Origin of the sequence: Methylobacterium sp. P1-11, assembly GCF_008329595.1 — a bacterium.
In the GTDB taxonomy this organism is placed as follows: domain Bacteria; phylum Pseudomonadota; class Alphaproteobacteria; order Rhizobiales; family Beijerinckiaceae; genus Methylobacterium.
Map to the genome: position 1 here is coordinate 1 of NZ_NPKS01000106.1, position 833 is coordinate 833.

1 protein-coding gene is annotated in these 833 nt (G+C 71.1%); it reads left to right on the forward strand.

What is annotated here, in order from left to right; translation table 11 throughout:
• The coding region (locus tag CIW48_RS32920; RefSeq protein ID WP_246695533.1) for a methyl-accepting chemotaxis protein at positions 1 to 833 on the forward strand (833 nt) is incomplete at both ends.

Sequence of the window (833 nt, forward strand, 5' to 3'; positions counted from 1 at the left end):
GCGCGGACCAACCGTGCGGCCACGGCGGACCTGAACGCGGCGGCGGCCGAGATCCGCGCCTCGGCGCAGGAGCAGGCGGCCTCGGTCGAGCAGCAATTCGCCGCCGTGCAGGAGACCGCCGCCACGGTCGACGAGATCACCCATTCAGGCGCGCAGATCTCGAAGCGCGCCACCGAGGTGATCGCCACCGCCCAGGCCACGGCCCAGACCTCGCGGCAGGGCCTGCGCGCGGTCTCCGACACCGCCAAGGCCATGGACGCGATCCGCGAGCAGGCGGAGGCCGTGGCCGGCAACATCGTCAGCCTGTCGGAGAAGACCCAGACGATCGGCGACATCATCGAGACGGTCAACGACATCTCGGAACGCACGCATCTCCTGGCGCTCAACGCCGCCATCGAGGCGGCCGCGGCCGGCGAGAGCGGGCGCAGCTTCGCGGTGGTGGCCTCGGAGATGAAGCTCCTGGCCGACCAGGCCAAGGCGGCCACCGGTCAGGTGCGCGGCATCCTGGGCGAGATCCAGCGGGGCATCAACACCTCGGTGATGCTCACCGAGGAGGCGGTCAAGCGCGCGGCCGCGGGCAAGACGCGCTCGGACACGACGCAGCGGACCATCGAGGAGATCACCGCGCGGGTGGAGGAGAACGTGCAGACCTTCCAGCAGATCGTGGCCTCGACCAACCAGCAGCAGCTCGGCATCGAGCAGGTGATGGGCGCGCTGCAGAACATCCGGCAGGCCAGCCAGCAGACCGCGGCCGGCACACGCCAGGTCGAGGCCGCCTCCGCCAACCTCACCGAACTCGCCCAGGCCCTCATGGCGCTGGCCGAACGCTACCG